This is a genomic window from Collinsella sp. AF29-7AC, from assembly GCF_003475665.1.
Lineage (GTDB): Bacteria > Actinomycetota > Coriobacteriia > Coriobacteriales > Coriobacteriaceae > Collinsella.
In genome coordinates this window covers 1-17,807 of sequence record NZ_QRQX01000015.1, presented here as the reverse complement: position 1 = coordinate 17,807, position 17,807 = coordinate 1, and the positions used below count along the sequence as shown (strand labels likewise).

At 58.7% G+C, this 17,807-nt stretch carries 20 protein-coding genes and 1 tRNA gene; 18 read left to right on the top strand and 3 right to left on the bottom strand.

The annotated features are described in order from the left end of the window. The first annotated feature begins 13 nt into the window (after nucleotides 1-13). The 14 genes from DWZ15_RS07585 (at nucleotide 14) to nagA (ending at nucleotide 12,918) form a co-directional block, all read left to right on the top strand. Entirely contained in the window at nucleotides 14-967 is a 954-nt protein-coding gene (locus DWZ15_RS07585) for a DegV family protein (protein ID WP_117637062.1), read from the top strand. A gap of 98 nt (nucleotides 968-1,065) precedes the next feature. Further along, on the top strand, nucleotides 1,066-2,145 hold the full coding sequence (locus DWZ15_RS07580; protein ID WP_117583571.1) for an NAD(P)-dependent oxidoreductase: 1,080 nt from the start codon (nucleotides 1,066-1,068) through the stop codon (nucleotides 2,143-2,145). 5 nt (nucleotides 2,146-2,150) lie between these two features. Continuing rightward, complete coding sequence (locus DWZ15_RS07575; protein WP_118450272.1) at nucleotides 2,151-2,579, top strand: hypothetical protein; 429 nt, start codon at nucleotides 2,151-2,153, stop codon at nucleotides 2,577-2,579. A 15-nt stretch (nucleotides 2,580-2,594) separates the two neighbouring features. Further along, a complete protein-coding gene (locus DWZ15_RS07570; RefSeq protein WP_117772900.1) occupies nucleotides 2,595-3,293 on the top strand; it encodes a HEAT repeat domain-containing protein in 699 nt (232 codons plus the stop codon). Nucleotides 3,294-3,299: 6 nt separating this feature from the next. Next, a complete protein-coding gene (locus DWZ15_RS07565) occupies nucleotides 3,300-4,385 on the top strand; it encodes an isocitrate/isopropylmalate dehydrogenase family protein (protein ID WP_118328261.1) in 1,086 nt (361 codons plus the stop codon). A gap of 126 nt (nucleotides 4,386-4,511) precedes the next feature. After that, a complete protein-coding gene (locus DWZ15_RS07560) occupies nucleotides 4,512-5,597 on the top strand; it encodes a hypothetical protein (RefSeq protein WP_118450270.1) in 1,086 nt (361 codons plus the stop codon). Nucleotides 5,598-6,226: 629 nt separating this feature from the next. Beyond that, complete coding sequence (locus DWZ15_RS07555; protein ID WP_117564748.1) at nucleotides 6,227-6,670, top strand: PTS fructose transporter subunit IIA; 444 nt, start codon at nucleotides 6,227-6,229, stop codon at nucleotides 6,668-6,670. After that, complete coding sequence (gene yajC / locus DWZ15_RS07550; protein WP_117564749.1) at nucleotides 6,670-6,951, top strand: preprotein translocase subunit YajC; 282 nt, start codon at nucleotides 6,670-6,672, stop codon at nucleotides 6,949-6,951. Before DWZ15_RS07555 ends, yajC begins: the two co-directional genes overlap by 1 nt. A 36-nt stretch (nucleotides 6,952-6,987) precedes the next feature. Then, on the top strand, nucleotides 6,988-7,470 hold the full coding sequence (agaV, locus tag DWZ15_RS07545) for a PTS N-acetylgalactosamine transporter subunit IIB (protein WP_089572404.1): 483 nt from the start codon (nucleotides 6,988-6,990) through the stop codon (nucleotides 7,468-7,470). A gap of 90 nt (nucleotides 7,471-7,560) precedes the next feature. Further along, nucleotides 7,561-8,361 carry a PTS sugar transporter subunit IIC gene (locus tag DWZ15_RS07540; RefSeq protein ID WP_089572403.1) on the top strand — a complete coding sequence of 267 codons (801 nt, stop codon included), beginning with the start codon at nucleotides 7,561-7,563 and terminating at the stop codon, nucleotides 8,359-8,361. Beyond that, on the top strand, nucleotides 8,351-9,433 hold the full coding sequence (locus DWZ15_RS07535) for a PTS system mannose/fructose/sorbose family transporter subunit IID (protein ID WP_055251210.1): 1,083 nt from the start codon (nucleotides 8,351-8,353) through the stop codon (nucleotides 9,431-9,433). Before DWZ15_RS07540 ends, DWZ15_RS07535 begins: the two co-directional genes overlap by 11 nt. 185 nt (nucleotides 9,434-9,618) lie before the next feature. After that, nucleotides 9,619-10,350 (top strand): GntR family transcriptional regulator, encoded by a 732-nt coding sequence (locus DWZ15_RS07530; protein ID WP_117564750.1) that lies wholly within the window; start codon nucleotides 9,619-9,621, stop codon nucleotides 10,348-10,350. Between the two features lie 114 nt (nucleotides 10,351-10,464). Next, entirely contained in the window at nucleotides 10,465-11,631 is a 1,167-nt protein-coding gene (locus DWZ15_RS07525) for an SIS domain-containing protein (protein ID WP_117840116.1), read from the top strand. 117 nt (nucleotides 11,632-11,748) lie between these two features. After that, entirely contained in the window at nucleotides 11,749-12,918 is a 1,170-nt protein-coding gene (gene nagA, locus DWZ15_RS07520; RefSeq protein ID WP_118450268.1) for an N-acetylglucosamine-6-phosphate deacetylase, read from the top strand. A 75-nt stretch (nucleotides 12,919-12,993) separates the two neighbouring features. Here the strand turns inward: nagA and DWZ15_RS07515 are convergent, their stop codons facing one another. Continuing rightward, nucleotides 12,994-13,578 (bottom strand): hypothetical protein, encoded by a 585-nt coding sequence (locus DWZ15_RS07515; protein WP_117648434.1) that lies wholly within the window; start codon nucleotides 13,576-13,578, stop codon nucleotides 12,994-12,996. Between the two features lie 157 nt (nucleotides 13,579-13,735). Here DWZ15_RS07515 and DWZ15_RS07510 point away from each other — a divergent pair, with 157 nt between their 5' ends. Genes DWZ15_RS07510 through DWZ15_RS07495 form a run of 4 tightly spaced genes read left to right on the top strand, consistent with a single transcriptional unit; the run spans nucleotide 13,736 to nucleotide 16,290 of the window. Next, the gene (locus DWZ15_RS07510) at nucleotides 13,736-14,617 is read left to right on the top strand and encodes an aldose 1-epimerase family protein (RefSeq protein ID WP_118450266.1); all 882 of its coding nucleotides are present in this window, start codon (nucleotides 13,736-13,738) and stop codon (nucleotides 14,615-14,617) included. A gap of 59 nt (nucleotides 14,618-14,676) precedes the next feature. Beyond that, nucleotides 14,677-15,612, top strand: coding sequence for a hexose kinase (locus tag DWZ15_RS07505; RefSeq protein ID WP_117778979.1), 936 nt, complete (start codon nucleotides 14,677-14,679; stop codon nucleotides 15,610-15,612). 37 nt (nucleotides 15,613-15,649) lie between these two features. Next, complete coding sequence (locus DWZ15_RS10815) at nucleotides 15,650-15,784, top strand: hypothetical protein (RefSeq protein WP_255413121.1); 135 nt, start codon at nucleotides 15,650-15,652, stop codon at nucleotides 15,782-15,784. A gap of 32 nt (nucleotides 15,785-15,816) precedes the next feature. Continuing rightward, nucleotides 15,817-16,290: a YhcH/YjgK/YiaL family protein gene (locus tag DWZ15_RS07495; protein ID WP_117778978.1), complete on the top strand. Its 474-nt coding sequence runs from the start codon at nucleotides 15,817-15,819 to the stop codon at nucleotides 16,288-16,290. A gap of 135 nt (nucleotides 16,291-16,425) precedes the next feature. Here DWZ15_RS07495 and DWZ15_RS07490 read toward each other — a convergent pair whose 3' ends face one another. Together DWZ15_RS07490 and DWZ15_RS07485 are read right to left on the bottom strand one after the other, a co-directional pair. Then, entirely contained in the window at nucleotides 16,426-16,791 is a 366-nt protein-coding gene (locus DWZ15_RS07490; protein WP_117736085.1) for a hypothetical protein, read from the bottom strand. A 781-nt stretch (nucleotides 16,792-17,572) separates the two neighbouring features. Further along, nucleotides 17,573-17,648, bottom strand: a tRNA-Thr gene (locus DWZ15_RS07485). Nucleotides 17,649-17,807 lie beyond the last annotated feature (159 nt).

Here is a 17,807-nt window from a genome sequence, read left to right as displayed (position 1 = left end):
AGGAGTCGCTTTGATGGACAAGGCCGCATCCGCCGGTCATTCGGACCGTTGCCGCATCGTCGTCGATACCTGCTGCGACTTTAGCCCCGAGGTCGCCGCGAACCTCGATGTCGATATCCTGGGTTTCCCCTTCATTATCGATGGCGAGGAGCGTACGGACGACATCTGGTCGAGCATGAGCCCTAAGGAGTTCTACGACCGCATGCGCGCCGGTGCCCGCGTGTCCACCTCGGCTGTGTCGCTCGGTCGCTATATCGAGTTCTTTACCGAGTGCGCCAAAGAGGGCACGCCCACGGTCTACCTGTGCTTTACCTCGGCGCTGTCGTCGAGCTACAACTCCGCGTGCCAGGCGGCAGATGCCGTGCGCGCCGAGTATCCCAACTTTGAGCTCTACGTGGTCGACAACGCTCTGCCCTGCGCGACCGGCGCGCTCTTGGCGCTCGAGGCCGTGCGCCAGCGTTCGGCGGGACTGACCGCCAAGCAGCTGGTCGACTGGGCAAACGAGGCTAAGACCTATGTCCACGGTTACTTTACGCTCGAGAGCTTTGACGCGCTGGCTGCCGGCGGCCGCATTCCGCCCGCGGCGGCACAGCTCACGGCAAAGCTCGACGTCAAACCCGAGCTGTCCTACGACCTGGCCGGCTCGCTGTCGCTGATCGGCGTCAACCGCGGCCGCAAGAAGGCGCTCAAGTCCATCCTCAAGTCGTTCCGCGAGAACTATGTGCCCGATCGCACCATGCCCATCGCCATTATGACGGCCGACGCCGAAAAGGACGGCGACTGGCTCGAAGCCGCCATCCGCAAGGAGGAGGGTTGCGCCGACGTCACGATCATTCGCAGCTCCGTGGGTCCCACCATTGGCTCGCACGTGGGCCCCGGCATGGTGGCCTGCGCGTTTTGGGGTAAGAACCGCGCCGACAAGGCGTCGCTTTCCGACCGCATCGCCCGCCGCGTGCGCGGTCAGTAGGCAAGTAACGCGGCCGTAATCGATCCCAACTCACAGCCCAAACGCTGGCACCGAGTATTCAACCTGGTAATAACACCCAACCCAAAAGGAAAGGTTTCATGGCAAACAAGCTCTCTGTCGCATTCATCGGCACCGGAATCATGGGTGCCCCCATCGCCGGCCACATCCTGGATGCCGGCTATCCCGTCACGGTCAACAACCGTACCAAGTCCAAGGCCGTCGCGCTTATCGAGCGCGGTGCCGTTTGGGCCGATACGCCGGCAGATGCCGTGGCGAACGCCGACGTCGTCTTTACCATGGTGGGTTATCCCTCCGAGGTCGAGGAGCTCTACCTGGCGGGCGACGGCCTGCTCGCGTGCACTAAGCCCGGCGCGGTCCTGATCGACCTCACCACAAGCTCGCCCGAGCTGGCGCGCGACATTGCCGAGGCCGCCCAGGTTTCCGGCCGCATGGCGTTTGACTGCCCCGTCACCGGCGGCGAGTCGGGCGCTATCGCCGGTACGCTCACGGCTATCGTGGGCGCTACCGAGAACGACATCGCGCCGGTCCGCGACATCCTTGCCACCTTTGCGGCCAACATCTGCTGCTTCGACGGCGCCGGCAAGGGCCAGGCTGCCAAGCTCGCCAACCAGGTGTCGCTGGGCGCCTGCATGGTCGGCATGGCAGACGCCATGGCATTTGCCGAGCTGAGCGGCCTTGACCTGGAGAAGACCCGCCAGATGATTCTGGGCGGCACCGGCAAGTCCGGCGCCATGGAGAGCCTGGCCCCCAAGGCGCTCGACGGCGACTACAAGCCCGGCTTTATGGTCGAGCACTTCATTAAGGACCTGCGTCTGGCGCTCGCCTACGCTGATGACCGCGAGCTCGCGCTGCCCGGCGCCGACGTGGCCTTTACGCTCTACGACATGCTCGACGCCATCGGTGGTGCCAAGCTGGGCACTCAGGCCATCACGGTCCTCTATAAGGAGGAGGCCGATGCCATCGCCGCCGGTCTGGACTGGTCGCAGTATCGTCCCGAGGAGCATGGCGCTCACGAGGAAGGTTGCGGTTGCGGCGAGCACGGCGAGGACCATGAGTGCGGTTGTGGCCATCACCACGGCGAGGACCACGAGTGCTGCGGCGGCCACGGCCATGACGACGGCCACGAGTGCTGCTGTGGCCACCATCACGGGGAGTAGCGCCCATGAGCTGGACGTTCGTGGTGCTTGCGCTGGTGCTCTTTCTCTTTGCGATCTACATCGGCTTTCTGTGCGGCCAGTGGGCGTGCGAAAAGCGTGTCATCACCAAGCGCGACTACTGGATTGCCAACTTTGCAGGAGCGGCGGCAGTCGTCCTGCTGACCTGGGTGTTCTCGCTGTTCCCGCTGGTGCAGTTTGCGCCGATCGGCTGGCTCGGTGGCTTTATCGCCGGCCTTAAGATGAGCTTTGGCGAGTCCGTCGGTCCGTGGCGCAAGCACGACGAGGTCTTTAACGTCAACAAGGCTCATCGAGCCGCCGCCGACGCGGGCGATGGCGAGGAACGCCGCCGTGCACGTCGCAATGGCGCGGCCGACCGACAGCTCATCTCGGTCACCGATGACAGCAAGGGTGCTGGCAAGCACGCCAAGAAATAAAAAGAAGAGGTAACTATGGCAGAAAACAAAGACGAACAGCTCACCGACGAGGAGCTGGCACAGCTCCAGCTGGCAGAGGAGAACGAGAACGCCGTCGATCGACTGGTCCAGGAGCTCGGCTGCCCCACGCGCCGCATCCGCCAGTTTGCCGCCCGCGTGCTGCACCTGCTTGCCGAGCGCGATCCGCAGCGCGTCGAGCCCTGCGTACCCGCGCTGATCGAGGCGCTCGACCGCCCCGAGGCGCAGACCCGCTGGGAGGCCCTCGATGCCCTGACGGCGCTCGCCACCACCTGCCCCGAGCAGCTGGGCGATGCCTTTGAGGGCGCCGAGACCGCACTGTTCGACGAGATCTCCTCCACGCTGCGCTATGCCGCCTTCCGCCTGCTGTGCGTGTGGGGCGCCACGAGTGTCGAGCGTTCGCGCGAGGCTTGGCCCATCCTGGACGAGGCCATCCAGTGCTACCACGGCGACCTTGAGTATCGCGATATGCTCGGTTGCCTGTACGAGTTTTGCCAGGGCGAGATCGACGCCGAGGTTGCCGAGAAGCTTGCGCTGCGCCTTAAGTTCGATGCCGAGAACGGCAAGGGCAGCTATCTCAAGGCGCGTTCGAGCGAGATTTGCGAAATGCTTGTTAAACGTTTTGGCCTGGATCTCTCCAAAAAGAAGAAGCGTGCTAGCGTTAAAAAATCTGACGACGCCGAAGACGAGGAGTAACAGATTATGGCGCACGATGTAGTCCTGATTCCCGGTGACGGCATCGGTCCCGAGATTACGCAGGCCATGCGCCGCGTGGTCGAGGCCACCGGTGTCCAGATCAACTGGAACGTCCAGGAGGCCGGTGCCGGCGTCATGGACGAGTTTGGCACGCCGCTGCCCCAACATGTGCTCGATGCGGTCGCCGAGACCAAGGTTGCCATCAAGGGCCCCATCACCACGCCGGTCGGCACGGGCTTCCGTAGCGTTAACGTCGCCCTGCGCAAGCACTTCGACCTGTACGCCTGCGTGCGCCCCTGCCTGTCGCAGCCGGGCGACGGCTCGCGCTTCCGCGACGTCGACCTGGTCATCGTGCGCGAGAACACCGAGGACCTCTACGCCGGCATCGAGTTCGATGAGGGCGCTGCCGAGGTCGAGGAGCTCTCGCAGCTTGTCGAGCGTTCGGGCCAAAAGACCTTCGCCGCCGATTCCGCGATCTCGATCAAGCCGATCTCCATCGCCAAGAGCCGCCGCATTGTGGAGTATGCCTTTGAGTATGCCCGCCGCTGCGGCCGCAAAAAGGTGACGGCCGTGCATAAGGCCAACATCATGAAGGCGACCGACGGCTTGTTCCTGCGCGTAGCGCGCGAGGTGGCCTCCAACTATCCCGATATCGAGTTCAACGACAAGATCGTCGACGCCACCTGCATGGGCCTGGTCCAGAACCCCAACGACTTCGATGTCTTGGTGCTGCCCAACCTGTACGGCGACATCGTGAGCGACCTGTGCGCCGGCCTGGTTGGTGGCCTGGGTATGGCTCCGGGTTCCAACATCGGTGCCGATTGCGCCATCTTTGAGGCAACGCACGGCTCCGCGCCCGATATCGCCGGTCAGGATATCGCCAACCCCACGGCCGAGATCCTCTCTGCTGCGATGATGCTCGATCACCTGGGCGAGAACGATGCTGCCAATCGCATTCGTGCCGCCGTCTCCGCCACGCTCGACGAGGGCGAGCAGGTTACCGGTGACGTGCGTCGTGCCCAGACCGGCTCCGTTGAGGGCGCTGTGGGCACGCAGGCCTTTGCCGATGCCGTTATCGCGCACCTGGCCTAAGGTATGAACGCTGCAAACGCCTAAATAGTACTTAAGTGTTTGCGTATAACCTAAGAATCAATACGCCCGGCGCCTCGTCGGGCGTATTCTATTGGGGACTATGTTTCCTAACAAGGAGTAATTGATATGGGTCTGATTCAAAAGAAGGACGAGAAGGACGAGATCGACGGCATCCAGATCATCGAGCGCGGCGAAGGCCCCGACGGTGACGAGGACGAGAAGATCGATCTGGTCGCCGGTACGTCTGCCGAGCACATTGCCGCCGGCACGACGGCCGAGGAGGAGGACGCCCGACTGGAGGCTCAGATTGCCGCGGATGCCGCTGACGAGAACCTCATGCCCGAGGAGCAGGACGAGGACGACGACTCCGACGTGGACGACCACGCTTGCAAGCACAAGAAGACGATGATTGCCATCTTTGTGGTCGCCGTCGTGATCGCTGCCGTGGTCGGCTTCTTTATCGGCAACGGTGGTTTTGGCGGCAAGGGCGTCGGCTCGGCGACCCTGACCGAGGACCAGCTCGATTCGACCGTGGCAAGCTATAGCTACAACGGCAAGAAGAGCGACATCACCGCGCGTGAGGCCATCGAGAGCCAGTACAGCCTCGACACCGTCAAGGATAGCGATGGCAACTACACCGCTCCTTCTGCTGACGTCATCCTGTCCTACGTGCGCAACCAGATTCTGCTGGACGCTGCCGAGGACGAGGGCGTTACCGTTTCTTCCAAGGAAATGAAGCAGTACGCCGAGGATTCCATCGGCACCTCCGACTACAAGACCATGGCCACGCAGTACGGCGTGTCCAAGGACCAGGCCAAGCAGATCGTCCGTCAGTCCGCGACGCTACAGAAGCTCTATAAGAAGAAGGTCGGCGACAGCTCCGCAAGCATGCCAACCGCCCCGACCGAGCCTGCTGACGGCAACGAGGAGACCGCGAGCAAGGACTACGCCGACTACATCATCAACCTTGCCGGCGACGAGTGGGATAGCGAGAAGGGCACTTGGAAGGACGCCGACAGCACCTACGCTAAGGCGTTCGCCGACGATGCCTTTACTGCCGATAGCGCAACCTATAAGCAGGCCATGACCGCCTATTACACCGCCTACCAGCAGTACTCTTCGCAGGCCTCGAGCGCCAGCTCCAAGTGGACCGAGTATGCTAACGGCCTCTACGCCAAGGCCAACATCAGCATCTACGGCCTGTTTGCGTAAGTTCTGTCTGCACTACTGCGCGCTAACCGATCTACCTGATTAAGCCCGCTAGAACGACAACGTTCTAGCGGGCATTTTGTTACCGAAACCACTAGGATAGGACTTGCGCCCGTGCAAGTGCTTCATCGGGTATCCTCAATTCATCCGGGAAAACGGCCGTAAACGATTGCAAATAACCGGTGAACGGTCGAAAACTACCGTTCACCGATAATATCGAAACTGGTTCTAACTGGTATTAAGTCAAAAAGACCAATTCACAAATCTTCACAATGACCTGCATTTTATCTACACGCCATTTTTAGCCACCCTGCGTTGTTTAGACACGAAAAAAGTTCCGATCTTTCGTCAAATCATTTCGAAACGGTTTCAAAACCGCAGGTAGAAGTGTTAATGAGCGGTAAACGGTCGATTTTTCGCCGTGAACGGTGCAAAAACGTTTTACTGTATGAATCAACGAAAGCAACCTCTTCTGTGGTGATATAGTGACAACAACACGTCACGTGGTTACTACCAGTTGAGAGACCACTGGTTCTCAAAGAACGCTTTCCAAGAAGCTTTAAGGGCGTCCGCCCGCTGGCTTCCGAAAACATCGGACTCAGATCGTACACACCTTCGGAAGGGAAATTTGAATGGTTGGCTTTATTCTTACCGGTCATGGACAGTTCGCACCCGGCCTCGCAAGCGCTATCGCTATGGTCGCCGGTGATCAGCCCGCTTTTACCGTCGTTCCTTTCGAGGGCGACCAGGCTGCTTCCTACGGTGAGGATCTCCGCGCCGCTATCACCGCCATGCGCGAGGAGTGCGATGGCGTGCTCGTCTTTACCGACCTGCTTGGTGGTACCCCGTTCAACCAGGCAATGATGATTGCCCAGGATGTCGACAACGTCGAGATTCTGACTGGCACGAACCTTCCCATGGTTATTGAGCTTCTGTTCCTCCGCGGCAACGCTACGCTCGCCGAGCTTGGCGAGCAGGCCGTGACCGTTGGCCAGACGGGCATCACCGCCCAGACGGTTGCCTCCGTCGCTGGTGCCGAGGAAGAGGATATCTTCGGTGACGAGGACGGCATCTAATGGCCGATTTCGGAGCCAGCGTCCTGAGCTCCTCGGTCGCTCTTTTAGGCCTGCTTGTCGTCATGGGCTTGATTTACACCATCTGGTCGCAAATCAACATGAAGAAGAAGCAGAAGTACTTCAAGGAGCTACACACCGAGCTCAAGCCGGGTCAGGAGGTTCTTTTCGCCGGCGGTATCTACGGAACCGTCAAAGGCATCGAAGGCGAGAAGGTCCAGATCAAAGTCCGATCCGGCGCCGTTGTAGATGTTTCGCGTTACGCGATTCAGGAGATCAAGTAACTGTCGTCAGCAAATAACGAAAGGAAGCTGATCAACATGGCAGAACCCAACATTCTTCTTACCCGCATCGATAACCGACTGGTCCATGGTCAGGTCGCTACCCAGTGGAACTCCACCTTGGGCTCCAACCTCATTCTCGTCGCCAACGACGATGTGTCGACTAACACCATGCGCCAGAACCTCATGAAGATGGCCGCTCCCGCCGGCGTCGCTACTCGTTTCTTCTCTCTGCAGAAGACCATCGACGTCATTGGCAAGGCGAGCCCGCGCCAGAAGATCTTCATCGTGGCCGAAACACCGGAAGACGTGCTTACGCTCGTCAAGGGCGGTGTGCCTATAAAGAAGGTAAACATCGGCAACATGCACATGTCGGAAGGAAAGCGCCAAGTCGCCACCTCCGTCGCAGTTAACGACGAGGATGTCGCTGCGTTTAAAGAGCTGCAGGAATTGGGGGTGGAGTTGGAGATCAGGCGCGTTCCGAGCACGCCTGTTGAGGACACGAGCAAGCTCTTCTCGTAATCCTCATGATCCACGTTGTCAGGAATGAAACCCTGACATTCTGTACGTGAAATCCAAAGTGCGTACATACATTTTGAAAGGAGGAGCAAGATGGAATACTCGATCATCCAGGTCGCTCTGGTCTTCATCGTCACGTTCGTCGCGGCAATCGACCAGTTCAACTTCCTCGAGTCTCTCTATCAGCCCATCGTCACCGGCGCCGTCATCGGTCTTATCCTTGGCGACCTCAACACCGGTCTTCTCGTGGGTGGTACCTATCAGCTCATGACGATCGGCAACATGCCGATCGGAGGCGCTCAGCCGCCTAACGCCGTCATCGGCGGCATCATGGCAGCCATTCTCGCTATCGCTACGGGCCTCGAGCCCAACGCGGCAGTCGGCCTTGCCATTCCGTTCGCTCTGCTTGGTCAGCTCGGCGTTACCCTGGTCTTCACGCTTATGTCGCCGCTCATGTCCTCTGCGGACAACATGGCTCACAACGCTGACACCAAGGGTATCGAGCGTCTGAACTACTTCGCCATGGCTCTGCTCGGCCTGATCTTCGCCGTCGTCGTCACCCTGTTCTTCATCGCTGGCGCCACCATCGGTCAGACCATCGCTTCCGCCATCCCGACTTGGCTGCAGACCGGTCTCTCCGCTGCAGGCGGCATGATGCGCTTCGTCGGCTTCGCCGTCCTGCTCAAGGTTATGATGAACCGCGATATGTGGGGCTTCTTCCTCATGGGCTTTGGCCTCGCGCTCATCACCGTTGCCAACGATTCTCTGGCAACCCCTGCTCTGCTCATCCTCGCTCTCATCGGCTTCGGCATCGCTTTCTGGGACTTCCAGCAGCAGACCGAGCTGAAGGGTGCAGCTGTTTCTGACGGAGGTGACTTCGAAGATGGCATCTAATGAGTATGTGATCCCGGAGCACTACGAGGATCTCACTCCTGCTCCGCAGCTCGACCAGAAGACCCTCAACAAGATGGCCTGGCGCTCCTGCTTCCTGCAGGCCTCGTTCAACTACGAGCGTATGCAGGCCGCCGGTTGGCTCTACTCCATCATCCCCGGTCTGGAGAAGATCCACACCAACAAGAACGACCTCGCGGCTTCCATGAGCCACAACCTGGAGTTCTTCAACACCCATCCGTTCCTTGTCACCTTTGTTATGGGCATCGTGCTTTCGCTCGAGCAGAACAAGGTTGACATCCCCACGATCCGCGCCGTCCGCGTCGCCGCAATGGGCCCGCTCGGTGGTATCGGTGACGCCCTGTTCTGGCTGACGCTTGTGCCTATCACGGCCGGCATCACCTCCAACATGGCCATCAACGGCAATGCCGCTGCGCCGATCATCTTCCTGGTGATCTTCAACGTCGTCCAGTTCGCTCTGCGCTTCTGGCTCATGAACTGGTCCTACAAGCTTGGCACCAGCGCTATTGACGCTCTGACCGCCAACATGCAGGCCTTCACGCGTGCCGCTTCCATCATGGGCGTCTTCGTCGTCGGTTGCCTGGTCGTCACCATGGGTGGCACCCAGATCAACCTCCAGATCCCCAATGGCACCACCCGTGGCCTCTCCGCTACTACCGTGATCGTCTCCGAGAAGGAGGCCGAGAACTTCACCGGTATGGAGGGCATCGATACCGAGACCGCTGAGGCCGGTACCATCGCCATGACCGATAAGGACGGCAACGCCCTTACCGCTTCCGATGCCGACGGCAACGCTGTCGAGTGCGGCGTCACCGATCTGGGCAACGGCATGGAGTCCGTTACCTACGGTACCGTCACCGAGGATCCGGTCAACTTCTCTGTTGCCGACACCCTCAACACCATCGTCCCCAAGCTCGTCCCGCTTATGCTTACGCTGCTGCTTTACTACATGTTCGCTAAGCACAGCTGGACCCCGACCAAGGGCATTCTCCTGCTCTTCGTCCTTGGCATCCTGGGCGCTGGCCCGCTTGGTCTCTGGCCGAGCATCTGGTAAGGCTCTAGCTTGAGGGGTGTGTCCCTACGCGGCTCACACCCCGACCCCTTAAGCCATGTGTATGTTAAAAGCCGCGTGCTCGAAAGAGCGCGCGGCTTTTGTTTTCTTGATGATTCGGGTGTGGCAGACAGATAATGCTTAACACCCTAGGTAGTTAGCCGAATTCGAGCAAAAGGGAGGATAGGATGGCGATCGGAGCGCGTAAGCAACCGCTGTACGATCAGCTGGTCGATATTCTGACCGAAAAGATTGACCATGAATATCGCGCCGGTGACATGATTCCTTCCGAGCGCGAACTTTCGGAGCGCTATGGTCTCTCGCGCACTACGGTACGCCTGGCTCTGCAGGAACTGGAGCGTTTAGGACTGGTGGTTCGGCAGCACGGTCGCGGTACCTTTGTGACCGACCGTTCGGCAAAGGCAACCAATCTTATGCAGTCCTACAGCTTTACCGAGCAGATGCGCGCGATGGGTCGTGACCCCGAGACCACGATTCTCGAGTTTTGCGAGATGGAGGCCGATAAGAATCTGGCCGAGCATATGGGATTGCGTATCGGTGATCGCATTTTTAAGCTCAAGCGCCTTCGTTCTGCCGACAACATGCCCATGATGGTCGAACGCAGCTATCTACCGGTTCGTCAATTTCTGTCCCTAAAGCGACCGCTGCTGGAGCGTAAGCCGCTTTACGATGTGATTGAGCAAGACTTTCAGCAAAAAATACGTGTGGCCGAAGAGGAGTTCTATGCGAGCATAGCCCGTCCCACCGATGCCCACCTTTTGGAAATTGTCGAGGGCTCGCCTGTGCTCGATTTGGTTAGGACTACGTATAACGAGTCAAACGAGGTTGTGGAGTATACGCTCTCGGTTGCTCGTGCCGATCAGTTTAAATACAAGGTTTACCACCAGCGTAGCGACTAGTGTTGGCATCGTTTCCATATGATGATTCTTTGTATTTAACTGGTTACTACCAGATAACCAACCGAAGTTTATAATTGCACGTCAGAGGATTACTTCTAGAGAGAGGTATTAGAAATGTTCGAGAAGAGTGTCGAGGAGCTCACCGAGCTCGGCGCCCAGATCACCACGGCCGAGATTGCTCAGCAGCCCGAGCTTTGGCGTGATACGCTCAACATCTATCGCGAGAACAAGGAGGCCATCGAGGCCTTTCTGGCCGAGGCTCGCGCTATGGGCGAGGGCCGTCTGTCCGTTGTCTTCACCGGTGCCGGTACGTCCGACTATGTTGGCGATACCTGCGCCCCGTATCTGCGTCACGCCGGCAACACTGATCTCTACGACTTTAAGCCCATCGCCACGACCGACATCGTGAGCGCCCCGCGCGACTTCCTGCGCGCTGAGGATCCCACGCTCGTGGTTTCCTTTGCCCGCTCTGGCAACAGCCCCGAGAGCCTTGCCGCCGTTGCCGTTGCCAAGGAGCTCGTCCACAACGTCAAGTTCCTCAACATCACCTGCGCGCCCGAGGGCAAGCTCGCCGTCGAGTCCGCCGATGATCCCAATGCGCTGACGCTGCTCATCCCGCGTGCCAACGACAAGGGCTTCGCCATGACCGGCTCCTACACCTGCATGACCCTGCTCTCTACTCTCATCTTTGACGAGGCTTCCGACGAGCAGAAGGCCGAGTGGGTCGAGACCATCGCCAAGATGGGCGAGGAGGTCATCGCTCGCGAGTCTGAGGTTGCCGACTACCTCGCTGGCGACTTCAACCGCGTGACCTACCTTGGCTCCGGCTCCTTTGGCGGCCTTGCTCAGGAGAGCCAGCTCAAGATCCTCGAGCTTGCTCATGGCCTGGTGGCCACTTCCTACGACACCTCCATGGGCTATCGTCACGGACCTAAGTCCTTCGTCGACGATAAGACGCTCGTCTTCGTATTCGTCAACAACGACGCCTACACCCGTCAGTACGACATCGACATCCTCAACGAGATCGGTGGCGACGATATTGCTCAGCGCACCGTTGCCGTTCAGCAGGATGGCGCTACTGTCTACGAGGGTGAGTCCTTCACCTTTAAGGGCTATGAGGCACTCCCCGAGGGTTACCTTGCTCTGCCGTTCGTGATGTTTGCCCAGGCAATCAGCCTGCTCAACTCCGTGCGCGTGGGCAACACGCCCGATACGCCGAGCCCCACCGGCACGGTCAACCGCGTGGTCAAGGGCGTGACGATTCACCCCTTCACCGCTTAATCGCGTCCCCCTGTAAGGGCGCCCGTCCGCTCATAACGGCGGGCGGGCGCTTTTTGTTTTACGTGAGCTGGGTATAAGCATCACCACAGTCAACTGCTTTAGAAGCAAGGAGTGCATATGAGCACGTACGCAATTAAGGCTGACAAGTTCTTCTTGCCGGCAGGCCCGCAACTGGGCGGCTATCTTATGGTCGAGGATGGCGTCTTTGGCGCCTGGCAGGCCGACGAGCCCTCTTGCGAGATTAAGGATTACACGGGATCGTGGATCGCACCGGGTATGGTCGACACCCACATCCATGGCTTCTATAACCACTCGACTACCGATAACGATCCCGAGGGCATCGATATCAGCTCGACCGAGCTCGCCCGTCGCGGCACCACCAGCTGGCTGCCCACGACGTTCACCGATGGCGTCGAGCAGATTAAGGACGCCTGCGCCGCCATCGCCCAGGCGGACGAGGGTCGCGGCCCCGACTTCTGCGGTGCTCGCATTCAGGGCATCTACCTGGAAGGCCCTTTCTTTACCATGAAGCATGTGGGCGCACAGAACCCCGCTTACCTGATTGACCCCTCCGAGGAGGTCTTTGACGAGTGGCAGGAGGCTGCCGGCGGACGTATCGTTAAGAGCGCCATGGCTGCCGAGCGCGATGGCGCCGCTGCTTATGCTGCTGCCCTCAATGCGAAGGGTGTCGTGACCAGCATCGGTCACTCTGATGCCACGTATGACGAGTGCATCGCCGCCATCAACGCCGGTGCCAGCTGCTTTACGCATACCTATAACGGCCAGCGCGGGCTGCATCACCGTGAGCCCGGTGTCGTGGGCGCTGCTATGTCCACGTCCGAGACCTACGCTGAGATCATCTGTGACGGCAAGCACGTAAACCCTGCCGCCATCAAGGCGCTGCTGCAGGCAAAGGGCTGGCAGCACACGGTGCTCATCACCGACTGCCTGGGTTGCGGCGGCATGCCCGAGGGCAGCTACACCAGTGGTGGCATGGACGTCATCATGAAGGACAACCTGTGCTGGCTCGCCGATGGCAAGAGTATTGCCGGTTCGGTGCTCACGCTTGCCCAGGGCGTCAAGAACATCGTCGACTGGGGCATCGCCAGCGCCGATATCGCCATTCGCATGGCAACCGAGGTGCCGGCACGCTCCGCGCACATCGAGGATAAGTGCGGCAGCATCATGCCGGGTCGCGACGCCGACTTTGTCGTGTTCGACCATGAGCTCACCCTCGTCGAGACGTATGCTGGCGGCCAGAGCGTCGGCAACGCCTTTACCGAGTAACGAAAGAAAAAGACGGCGGGCCCGAATCTGCTCGGACCCGCCGTATGGGTTAAACGCTCAAAAGCACCTTTACAGTTACAGCTTGTTAGCAATCTTCTTTGCCGTACGCTTAACGCCGGCCACCAGGCCTCCTGCAGGATGCTCCTTCTCGTATGCTAGACGCTTCTCGCGCTTGGCGTACTCTTCGACGATGATGTCTCCATACTCGTCTTCGATCTTGTCGAAGAAGTCGACGGCACCCTTAATTTCCTCAGCGGTCGGGTGCCCCTTTTGGACCCCGCCGGTGAGTTTGAACGGCCCCCACGTATCAAAGCCGGGGCAGCCGTAGACACCCATAAAGATGGCCTGCCTCATGCGGCAGATGCCATCGATATCCTTGCCGTACCACTTGTTTTTGCCACCGTAGGTCATAAGGCCAAACACCTTGTCCTGCGGCTGCAGCACGTTAGTGAGCACGCGTGCCATGTCCTTGTCGATCTCGGAGTAATAGATGCCCGTGGCGACACCAATCAGATGGTATTCGTGCAGGTTGGGATACTCGTTTTTGCCGAGCGTTTTCACGTCGAGGGTATCGATTTCGGGGTGTGCCTCGACGATAGCGTCCACGAGCTTTTTCGTATTGCCGTGGTGGCGTGAGGCATAAAGAATGATGGTTCGCATAAGAAGGCCTTTCAGCTGTAATTGCATCAATGTCTGTATGGTACCCCGTTACATGGCCGGGATACCGGACGCATCGATGAGCGTGCGGGTTTGTTCTATGGTTAGGATTGAAACGGGCGCTTGCGTGAAATAAAGCAGTTGTTCGAAAGGATGGGTAATGGAATACGCTCTTTCCAACGATTCGATTTCTATTAAGGTTTCCACTGCCGGCGGCTCGTTTACCTCGATTGAGGCCGACGGTCGCGAGTATTTGTGGCAGGGCGACCCCGCAGTATGGTCCGGTCAGGCGCCGGTCTGCTTCCCGATTTGCGGAGGTCTGCGCGACGGCAGCGCCATGACGTTTGCCGGGCATCATGTAAAGCTCGCTCGCCACGGCTTTGCGCGCAAGCAGGAGTGGAAGCTGCTGAGCCAAGGCGAGAACGAGTTGGCTATGTGCCTGGCTTCGGAGGATAACGCCGCGCTGCTGAGCGATTATCCGTATCCGTTTAGGCTCGTCGCCCGTTATACGCTCGAGGACAGCGCCGTGCGAGTCTCCTATGAGGTGACCAACGAGGGAACCGAGGACATGCCGTTCTTTATCGGTGGGCATCCCGGCTTTAGGTGCCCGCTCGATGAGGGCGAGGCCTATACGGACTACGAGTTGCGCTTTGAGAAGGATGAGGCTGCGGAGCTCTGCACCGCCGTTCCTTCGACTGGCTTGATTGATGTGGACAGGCGCTCCAAGAACCCCATGGTGGGAAAGACGCTGCCCCTGTCGCACGAGCTCTTCGATTTTGCGGAGACCATCTTTGACGTACTCGAGAGTCGTCAGGTCACGCTTTCCAAGAAGGGGGAGGACAAGGGCGTCCGCCTGAGCTTTGAGGGCTTTCCGTACCTCATTGTGTGGAGTAAGCCCGAGGGCGATTTTGTGGCAGTTGAACCCTGGGGCGGCCTCTCGACCTGCTCCGATGAGGACGACGTACTTGAGCATAAGCGCGGCTGCCTTGTCGCCAAGCCCAAGGAGACCATCGTTCGCTCGTTCACGATTGAGATTCTGTAATTCCGTTTTGTCGACTCGCATCGCGAGGCACAAGGAGCCTGCGAGATAAGGAGCTAAAAATGATCCTCACCGTTACGATGAACCCGTCTGTCGATACGCGCTATCAGCTCGATGAGCTCATTATCGACGACGTTAACCGTGTGACGCCCGAAAAGACCGCCGGCGGCAAGGGCCTCAACGTGGCCCGTGTGTTGGGCCAGCTGGGCGACGACGTTGTGGCAACCGGTCTGCTCGGCGGCCACATGGGCGCCTACATGGCCGAGCTCATGGACGCCAACGGTATTAACAACGACTTTGTGCCCATCAAGGGCGAGACCCGCATCTGCCTCAATATCCTTCATGCCGGCAACCAGACCGAGCTGCTCGAGAGCGGCCCGACAATTGCCCCCGAGGAGCTCGATGCCTTTACCGCCAAGTTTACCGAGCTTGCGAGCAAGGCCGCTGTCGTTACCATTTCGGGTTCGCTGCCCCGCGGTGTCGAGGCGGACTACTATGCCAAGATCACGGGCATTGCCGAGAACGCCGGCGCCAAGGTGTTGCTCGATACCTCGGGTGCTTCGCTCGAGGCTGCGCTCAAGTCTGAGGTCAAGCCCGAGCTGGTCAAGCCTAACCTGACCGAGATTAACGGCCTTTTGGGCACGAGCTTTACCACCGACGATGTGGACGAGCTCCGCGCCGCGCTCGCCTCGGATGCTCGCTTCTCCGATATTCCCTGGGTCGTCGTATCCATGGGCGCTGCCGGCTCCGTTGGCTTCCATAACGGCCGTGCATTCCGCGCCAAGACCCCCGATATCCCCGCCGTTAACGCTACGGGCTCTGGCGACTCCACTATCGCGGGCTTCGCGCACGCCATCGCAGCCGGCGCGGATGACGAGACGGTGCTGCGTACCGCCAACACCTGCGGCAAGCTCAACGCCATGGATCCCATGACTGGCCACTTGGTTATGGATCGTTGGGACGAGGTCTACAACGGCGTTGTCGTGACCGAGCTGTAAGAGCTTGTGCCGCGGCCCCGGTATCGGTTGCTTGCCTGTGGTTAGAGCCGATGACAAGTGCGGTAGCATTATGCCGGGGCGCGACGCCGACTTTGTCGTGTTCAATCCCGACCTTAGCCTGGTCGAGACGTATGTGGGTGGCAACAGCGTCGGTAACGTGTTTGCCGAGTAGCCGCCAAAGAAACGATCCGAGAGGGGATTTAGATGATTTACGGTGCACTGGGCGATATCGAGGAATACCGCGGAATGCTCAAGGGCCTCGACGTGCTGATTGACTGGCTCGAGGAGAACGACCCGGCGGAGCTCGAGGTCGGCAGCCATCCGATTCTGGGCGACAAGGTCTTTGCGAACGTCATGGCTCCCACGACGCGTCCCGAGGCCGAGGCTCACTACGAGACGCATCAGCGCTATCACGACTTGCAGATTGACGTCGAGGGTCGTGAGGCCTTTAAGGTTGCCACGGGCAGCCTGACGCTGGTCCAGGAGTTTGACGAGAAGGACGACTACGACCTGGTCGATTCCGACGCCTCGATCGCCGGCGATCTTGCCGACGACAAATTCGCGCTGTTCGTTGCCGGCGAGCCCCACATGCCCACGCTCGAGTTCCCGGGAGATGGCGCACAGCCGGTCAAGAAGATCTGCTTTAAGTTGCTTGCCGACGCCTACTGGGAGGAGTAGCGAGCTGCTCGGCTGAGCTGTTCGTCTGATGGCGTGATTCCCCTAGGGAAATCACGCTAGGACCCCGCCAAACGGGTTTTCCCTAGGGAAATCACGTTTGGCGGGGTTTTCTGTTTTTGAATAGGGAAGCCTCATTTATTTGCGAAGAACATCGGCTAGCCGCAGGATTGAAATCATCGACCGATAAGTGAGTTCCACTTTTTCGCCCGCAAGCAGCCGTTTCGAGCCAATCTCATCTAGCCCCACAAGCCGAGAAAACAGCGGGCCGCTCATCGTGCCCTCGTCAATTGATTCCCTTATGGTCTTCAAAACGTCCGTATCATGAAGCGACGCCGAGCTGTAGGGGGCAACACGAGCGGAACTCTCAATTAACGACGAGACAAAAGGATGGAGATGCTTTGGACATAGTCCATCAAACACCACATCCCCATTGTCGTTCGAGCCGACCAGGCGCCAAGTATAATGATCGACCCAGTCATCTCCGTCATATATGGCGTCCATGAGCAACTTCCCGTCTAGAGAGAGAAACCTATTTGGACATCGGGGCGCAAGACCGCAATCCGTATCGGACCTGCAGCAGCTCCAACCCAACGCACCACTTAGGTTCCCTTTCGTACATGTGTATCAATCTGCCCCGAAATGCCGGTGAATGCAATTCCAGACCCGTTTGTCGGATAGCAATCGACGTATTTTTGTTTTCCGCTCACAACCTTGTATAGATAAATCGTTCCAGCAAAAGAGAAGGGATCGTTCGCAATTTTGTCCGGAAGAACTTGCCACCTCAAAATCCCGCTACCAATATGGTCAAGCTTGACCGTTCCGCCGTCCCCCTCAAAAGTGGCAAGGGGATTTACCCCAGACTGAGAGTCGGCATCGCCCTCCTTAGCAGTTATCAGCAGGCTGCCCGTATAAGACTGCTAAGGCTCACCTTCAGGACAGGCAGCCTTGGCCCAAGAAGGGCCACTCAGGCAGAACAGTCCGAGCAGCATCAATACCAGCAAAAGAAAACCCTTAGTTCTTTTCATCTATATCGCCAATATCTCTCGACATTTGTATATTGTGACTATTTTAGATCTATATGGCCAATTTGAGCCCTCACCATGGCAATTGTTGCAGCTGGGTTTCTTTTCATTAAGATTTCACTTTGGTAAATCCCCGCCCCTAAGCATTAAACCCGAAGTCCACCGAGTGGGCCGCCGTTGACGTGGCGATGTTTGGATTGGCGCGCACGCACTCAAAATCGGCAACAAAAAAGCCGCCCGAAGGCGGCTATCTTGTGTAATGGAGCCAGCGACCGGGCTCGAACCGGTGACCCCCGCTTTACGAGAGCGGTGCTCTACCAACTGAGCTACGCTGGCGGCCATATGATGACGCAACTGAGGCATCAACGGGTGTCTATGATACGGGACATCGCACATCCGCGCAAGTGTTCTGACGGCTTTTCTCACTTTAAATGCACTAATATTGGAGACCCTTGATTCTCATTTTCATTGCAACAGCCTCAGGACTCAGCGCAA